Origin of the sequence: Pseudomonas sp. (genome assembly GCF_049645325.1) — a bacterium.
Classification (GTDB): domain Bacteria; phylum Pseudomonadota; class Gammaproteobacteria; order Pseudomonadales; family Pseudomonadaceae; genus Aquipseudomonas.
The window spans coordinates 1-6,839 of the sequence record NZ_JBARTQ010000562.1; the positions used below are offsets into that span (position 1 = coordinate 1).

Genomic DNA, 6,839 nt, shown 5'->3' on the forward strand with positions numbered 1-6,839 from the left:
TTATCAGACAGACCGAGGTGATGCTATCGCAGGCAAGCCAGCTCCCACACAAGCCAGCTTTCACATTAAATGGAGCACAGCCTCAGGTTATGCGTAGCTCTCGATGGAAGGGCAGGCGCAAACAAGGTTGCGGTCGCCAAACACGTTGTCGACTCGGCCAACCGGCGGCCAGTATTTGCCTTCGATCAACGACGCTACCGGGTACACCGCCTGTTCACGGCTGTACGGGTGGCTCCATTCGCCCACCAGTTCGGCTGCGGTGTGCGGCGCGTTTTTCAGTGGGTTGTCGTCCTTGTCCAGCGTGCCGTTTTCCACGGCGCGGATTTCTTCGCGGATGGCGATCATCGCGTCGCAGAAGCGGTCCAGTTCTTCCTTGGATTCACTTTCGGTCGGCTCGATCATCAGCGTGCCCGCTACCGGGAACGACATGGTCGGCGCGTGGAAGCCAAAATCGATCAGGCGCTTGGCCACGTCGTCCACGCTGATGCCGCTGCTGTCCTTCAGCGGGCGCAGGTCGAGGATGCATTCGTGTGCCACCAGGCCGTTGCTGCCGGTGTACAGCACGGGGTAGTGCTCTTCCAGGCGACGGGAAATGTAGTTGGCATTCAGGATCGCCAACTGCGAAGCGCGCTTGAGGCCCGCACCGCCCATCATGCTGATGTACATCCAGGTGATCGGCAAAATGCTCGCGCTGCCGAACGGCGCCGCGCAGACCGCGCCTTCCTTGCGCTCCATGGTGCCGTGACCGGGCAGGAACGGCGTCAGGTGCGACTTCACGCCAATCGGGCCTACGCCCGGGCCGCCACCGCCGTGGGGAATGCAGAAGGTCTTGTGCAGGTTCAGGTGCGACACGTCGCCGCCGAACTTGCCCGGGGCGCACAGGCCGACCATTGCGTTCATGTTGGCGCCGTCGATGTACACCTGGCCGCCGTTGTCGTGAATGATCGCGCAGATTTCGCGGATGCCTTCTTCGAACACGCCGTGGGTCGACGGGTAAGTGATCATCAGCGCAGCGAGGTGTTCGCGGTGCTCGAGGGCTTTGGCGCGCAGGTCTTCGATGTCGACGTTGCCACGCGCATCGCACGCGGTCACGACCACGCGCATGCCAGCCATATTGGCCGTGGCTGGGTTGGTGCCGTGGGCCGACGACGGAATCAGGCAGATGTCGCGACGCTCTTCGCCACGGCTCTGGTGATAGGCACGGATGGCCAGCAGGCCGGCGTACTCACCCTGGGAACCGGCGTTCGGTTGCAGCGAGATCGCATCATAGCCGGTGGCCGCGCAGAGCATGGCTTCCAGTTCGGTGGTCAGTTGCAGGTAGCCGGCGCTTTGCTCGGCGGGGGCGAACGGGTGCAGGGCACCGAACTCGGCCCAGGTGACCGGGATCATTTCGCTGGCGGCGTTGAGCTTCATGGTGCACGAGCCCAGCGGGATCATGGTGCGGTCCAGCGCCAGGTCCTTATCGGCCAGTTTGCGCAGGTAGCGCATCAGCTCGGTTTCGGAGTGGTAACGGTTGAACACCGGGTGGCTGAGGATCGGCGACTGACGCAGCAGGGCGGCCGGCAGGGTGCTGTCTACGCTGTTGGCGAGGGCGGCGAAATCCGGCAGGGCTTTGCCATCGGCAAAAATCGACCACAAGGCTTCGATGTCCGCCTGGGTGGTGGTTTCATCGACCGACAGGCCAAGACGCTCAGCATTCACCACACGCAGGTTGATGCGCTGGGCGCGGGCCTTTTCGTGCAGGGCGGCGGTGTGGGCGCCGGTGTTGAGGGTCAGGGTGTCGAAGAAGTTTTCCTGCTCGACTGTCAGGCCCAGTGCGGTCAAGCCCTTGGCCAAAATCGCGGTCAGGTGATGAAGGCGGTTGGCGATCCGGGTCAGGCCTTTCGGGCCGTGGTACACGGCGTACATGCTGGCGATGTTGGCCAGCAATACTTGGGCGGTGCAGATGTTGCTGGTGGCCTTCTCGCGGCGGATGTGTTGCTCGCGCGTCTGCATGGCCAGGCGCAGGGCCGGCTTGCCGAAACGGTCGACGGACACGCCGACCAGACGGCCCGGCATGTCGCGCTTGAACGCATCCTTGGTGGAGAAGTAGGCCGCGTGCGGCCCACCAAAGCCCAGCGGCACGCCGAAGCGTTGCGCGCTGCCGATGGCCACGTCGGCGCCGAACTCGCCCGGCGGGGTCAGCAGGGTCAGGGCCAGCAGGTCGGCGGCCACGGCTACCAATGCATTGGCGGCGTGGAAGCGTTCGGTCAGTTCGCGGTAGTCGAACACGTCACCGTTGCTGGCCGGGTATTGCAGCAGGGCGCCGAAGAACGGGCTGACGTCGGTCAGTTCGCGTTCATCGCCCACCACCACGTCAATGCCCAACGGCTCGGCACGGGTGCGCAGCACGTCGAGGGTTTGCGGGTGGCTGTGGATCGACGCGAAGAAGGCGTTGCTGCCCTTGTTCTTGCTCAGGCGTTTGCAGAAGGTCATGGCTTCGGCAGCGGCGGTGGCTTCGTCGAGCAGGGAGGCGTTGGCGATCGGCAGGCCGGTGAGGTCGCTGATCAGGGTCTGGAAGTTCAGCAGCGCTTCCAGGCGGCCCTGGGAAATCTCTGGCTGGTACGGCGTGTAGGCGGTGTACCAGGCCGGGTTTTCCAGCAGGTTGCGCAGGATCGGCGACGGCGTGTGGCAGTTGTAGTAGCCCTGGCCGATGTAGGTCTTGAACAGTTGGTTCTTGCCGGCGATGGCCTTGATCTTGGCCAGGGCCTCGGCTTCGCTCAGGCCGTCTTCCAGGCCGAGCACACTGGTGCCCTTGATGCTTTCCGGAATCACGCTGGCGCTCAGCGCTTCCAGGGAGTCAAAGCCCAGGCTGGCGAGCATTTGCTGCTCGTCTTCCTGGCGCGGGCCGATGTGGCGCGCGATGAATTCGTTGGCGGTGCTCAAATTAACAGTCATGGCGCGCTCCTCAGGCTTCGGCGTTGGCTTTGATCAGGCGGTCGTACGCATCCTGATCCAACAGCTTAGCCACTGCATCGGCATCAGCCGGTTTAAAGCGGAAGAACCAGCCTTCGCCCATCGGGTCTTCGTTGACCAACTCAGGGCTGCCGTCGAGCTTGTCGTTCACTTCGAGGACTTCACCGTCCAGAGGCATGTACACGCCACTGGCGGCCTTGACCGATTCCACGGTGGACGCTTCAGCGCCCTTGTCGTAGGCCTGCAACTCCGGCAGTTGCACGAAAACCACATCACCCAGCGCGTTCTGCGCAAACGCGGTGATACCCACGGTGACGCTGCCATCAGCTTCGGCGCGCAGCCATTCGTGGTCTTCAGTAAAACGCAACTCGCTCATGGAAACTCCTCAGGGCCAGATTCGTCTGGTGGACGGGATTGGAATAATGGGGAGTTGCTTAGCAATATTGCGGCCAATCTTATTAAGTCTTTATAAATCAATGAGTTAATAAAAGTAGTTACGATGATGGGGGTTTTGTCTGTAGCGATTTCGCTACACCTGAGCCACCGAAAAAAAGCCTATGTGGATCAAAGCCTTGCATGACGCGCAAAAAGCAGGGCTGTAGCGATATCGTTACGATGTAGCGCTTTCAGTACAGTGGATGTCGTTCTCAGACCCAATTTGCAAGCGTCTCACCGCTTCCCTGTGGGAGCTGGCTTGCCTGCGATGACGGTGGGTCAGTCAACATGGGGCCAACTGAGCCATTGCCATCGCAGGCGAGCCAGCTCCCACAGTGAGACCGGGCGCGTTCAGGGTTTGTTGGGGATGCCGTACTTGCGCAAACGATGGGCGATTGCCGTGTGCGAGGTCTGCAGGCGGCTGGCCAGTTGGCGGGTCGAGGGATAGCTGGCGTACAGCTTCTCCAGCAACCCGCGTTCGAAGTCTTCCACTGCCTGTTCCAGGCTGTCGACTTCGCCGTCGCTCTGGCGGGCGACGGAGGTGCCGGCGATGTCGAGGTCGCCGATGTCGACCAAACTGCTTTCGCAGATAGCGGCGGCACGGAAGATCACGTTCTGCAACTGGCGCACATTGCCCGGCCAACGGTTGCCCAACAGTGCCGGGTAGGTGCCGGGCGCCAGGCGGCACACCGGGCGCTGGATCTGCGCGCAGGCCTGCTGCATGAAGTAGCGGGCGAGCAGCAGGATGTCCTGGCCACGCTCGCGCAGCGGCGGCACTTCGACGTTGAGCACGTTGAGGCGGTAGAACAGGTCTTCGCGGAAGGTGCCTTCGCTGACCATCTTTTCCAGGTCGCGGTGGGTGGCACTGAGGATGCGCACGTTGACCTTCACTTCACGGTCGCCGCCCACGCGACGGAAGCTGCCGTCGTTGAGAAACCGCAGCAGCTTGGCCTGCAAGTACGGCGACATCTCGCCGATCTCGTCCAGGAACACCGTGCCTTGGTTGGCCAGCTCCATCAGCCCCGGCTTGCCGCCGCGCTGGGCGCCGGTAAAGGCACCGGGGGCATAGCCGAACAGTTCACTTTCAGCCAGGTTTTCCGGCAGCGCGGCGCAGTTCAAGGCCAGGAACGGCGCACTGTGGCGGGCGCTGATGGCATGGCAGGCACGCGCCACCAGCTCCTTGCCGGTGCCGGTTTCGCCCTGGATCAACAGGGGCGCATCGAGGGCCGCCACCCGCTGCGCCCGCGCCTTGAGCGTGCGGATCGCCGGCGACTCGCCCAGCAGCGCATCAAACCCTTCGGCATGGTCATGGTGCAGCGCCGACAGTTGCTCGCCGATGCGGTTGGGTTGGTAGAGGGTGAGCAGGGCGCCGGCGTCGGTGATCGGCGTGGCGTCCAGCAACAAGGTCTGGCCGTTGACGCTGATTTCCCGCAGGGCCAGGCGAAAGCCGTGTTCCAGCAAGGTGACCAGCAGCGTTGGGTCATCGAACAGTTCGCTGATGCTTTCGCCGGCAGGCTCGCGACCGTAGAGCGCGATCAGCGCCGGGTTGGCCAGCAGGATCTTGCCCGCGCTGTCCAGCGCCAGCACCGGGTCGGTCATGGCCGCCAGCAAGGCGTCGAGTTGCAGGTGCTGGCGCTGGCCGGGGAGGATGTCGACCACGGTCACGGCTTGCACGCCACGCACGCTGAACAGCGCATCGCGCAGTTCTTCCAGCACCTCGGCGCTCAGGGTCGGGGCATCGATATAGACGTTGGGCGGCACCATCTCCACCGCATCCAGGTTGAGATTGCGCCCACCGAGCAAGGCCAGGACTTCCTGGGTAATGCCGACGCGGTCGATGAAGCTGACGTGGATACGCATGGGGTGGCTGACAAGTCTGCAGAGCGAGAGGCGGCAAGTATGCCTGACAGGCGATGGAGATCAAAAAATGTGGGAGCTGGCTTGCCTGCGATGACGGTGGGTCAGTCACCTGAAGGTTGACTGATAGTCCGCTATCGCAGGCAAGCCAGCTCCCACATTGGATTGGCGCTGTTCTTACTCCAGATGCTCCGGCTTGATCGGATCGCCCGACTTCACATCCAACTGGTGCCGCACATCCTCAAACATCAGGTCGTACTGTTTGTGCATCGAGCCATTCAACACCGCGATCTTCGGCATCCCGTACTTCTGCGCGATGTTCATCGCATGCCGGGCAAAGTCGAAGGCCTGGTCCTTGGGCAAGAAGAACTCTTCCTTGAGGTCCTTGCCCTGCACCGAACCGTGCAGCTTGAACAGCATGCCCTTGCCTTCCTTGGGGTCCTGGCTGACTTCATAGTCGATGCACAGGTTGTAGCTGTAGTCCTGGGCATTGAGTGCGTGACGTTCGACGTGCAAGTGACCCGGTTCAAAGGTGGCCATAGGCGTTTCTCCTCTACTTCACAGGTAGGTGATGCCAGGTTTTGCCGTGCTGATGCGTGTGCCGGCGCTGCCCTGGACGATGGCTTCGATGTCCGAGAGTGAACCGATGACCGCGGTTTTGCCAGTCTGGCGGGCGAACTCGCAGGCGGCTTGCACCTTGGGGCCCATGGAGCCGGCGGCGAAGCCGAGTTTTTCCATGTCGTCGGGGTGAGCCTGGCCGATAGCCTTCTGGGTCGGCTTGCCGAAGTCGATAAAGGCGGCGTTGACGTCGGTGGCGATCACCAGCAAATCGGCGTCCAGTTGCGCGGCCAACAGCGACGAACAAAGGTCTTTGTCGATCACGGCTTCAATGCCGCGCAGCTTGCCGTCTTCGCCATACATCGTCGGGATGCCGCCACCGCCGGCGCAAATCACGATGGCGCTTTTTTCCAGCAGCCACTTGATCGGGCGAATTTCAAAGATGCGTTTCGGGCGCGGGCTGGCCACCACACGGCGGTATTTATCGCCATCGGGAGCGATGGCCCAGCCTTTTTCGGCGGCGAGTTTTTCCGCTTCGGCTTTGGAGTAGACCGGGCCGATGGGCTTGGTCGGGTTCTGGAACGCAGGGTCCTTGGCGTCGACTTCAACCTGGGTCAGCAAAGTGGCGAACGGCACTTCAAAGTCCAGCAGGTTGCCCAGTTCCTGTTCGATGATGTAGCCGATCATGCCTTCGGTTTCGGCGCCGAGCACGTCCAGCGGGTAGGGCGAAACCTGGGTGTAGGCCGCCGCCTGCAACGACAGCAGGCCGACTTGCGGGCCATTGCCGTGAGCGATCACCAGCTCGTTGCCAGGGTGGATCTTGGCGATCTGTTCGGTGGCGATGCGGATGTTGGCGCGTTGGTTGTCCGCCGTCATGGGTTCACCACGGCGGAGCAGGGCGTTACCGCCCAGTGCAACGACGATGCGCATAATGCAATCCTTCTAAAATTCGGCCTTGTGAACACAGGCCAAAATGTGGGAGCGGGCTTGCTCGCGAATGCGGTGGATCAGTTGATACAGGTGCAGACTGACCC

At 62.3% G+C, this 6,839-nt stretch carries 5 protein-coding genes; all 5 read right to left on the bottom strand.

The genetic code is table 11. From position 1 onward, the window contains the following. Nucleotides 1-87 precede the first annotated feature (87 nt). The 5 genes from gcvP to arcC all read right to left on the bottom strand — a co-directional run bounded on the left by gcvP (nt 88) and on the right by arcC (nt 6,735). Nucleotides 88-2,937 (bottom strand): aminomethyl-transferring glycine dehydrogenase, encoded by a 2,850-nt coding sequence (gene gcvP / locus WBB95_RS23635; RefSeq protein ID WP_424489763.1) that lies wholly within the window; start codon nt 2,935-2,937, stop codon nt 88-90. A gap of 10 nt (nt 2,938-2,947) precedes the next feature. Further along, nucleotides 2,948-3,331, bottom strand: coding sequence for a glycine cleavage system protein GcvH (gene gcvH / locus WBB95_RS23640; RefSeq protein ID WP_005790845.1), 384 nt, complete (start codon nt 3,329-3,331; stop codon nt 2,948-2,950). Between the two features lie 410 nt (nt 3,332-3,741). Further along, nucleotides 3,742-5,250, bottom strand: a complete 1,509-nt coding sequence (locus WBB95_RS23645; RefSeq protein ID WP_424489764.1) for a sigma-54-dependent transcriptional regulator — start codon at nt 5,248-5,250, stop codon at nt 3,742-3,744. A gap of 174 nt (nt 5,251-5,424) precedes the next feature. Next, nucleotides 5,425-5,787 carry a DUF5064 family protein gene (locus WBB95_RS23650; RefSeq protein ID WP_122488999.1) on the bottom strand — a complete coding sequence of 121 codons (363 nt, stop codon included), beginning with the start codon at nt 5,785-5,787 and terminating at the stop codon, nt 5,425-5,427. Between the two features lie 18 nt (nt 5,788-5,805). Next, a complete protein-coding gene (arcC, locus tag WBB95_RS23655) occupies nt 5,806-6,735 on the bottom strand; it encodes a carbamate kinase (protein WP_424489765.1) in 930 nt (309 codons plus the stop codon). Nucleotides 6,736-6,839 lie beyond the last annotated feature (104 nt).

What these genes read in the sequence shown, in the direction of transcription:
- gcvP (WP_424489763.1), bottom strand. Translation starts at nt 2,937, where the DNA reads ATGACTGTTAATTTGAGCACCGCCAACGAATTCATCGCGCGCCACATC.
- gcvH (WP_005790845.1), bottom strand. Translation starts at nt 3,331, where the DNA reads ATGAGCGAGTTGCGTTTTACTGAAGACCACGAATGGCTGCGCGCCGAA.
- WBB95_RS23645 (WP_424489764.1), bottom strand. Translation starts at nt 5,250, where the DNA reads ATGCGTATCCACGTCAGCTTCATCGACCGCGTCGGCATTACCCAGGAA.
- WBB95_RS23650 (WP_122488999.1), bottom strand. Translation starts at nt 5,787, where the DNA reads ATGGCCACCTTTGAACCGGGTCACTTGCACGTCGAACGTCACGCACTC.
- arcC (WP_424489765.1), bottom strand. Translation starts at nt 6,735, where the DNA reads ATGCGCATCGTCGTTGCACTGGGCGGTAACGCCCTGCTCCGCCGTGGT.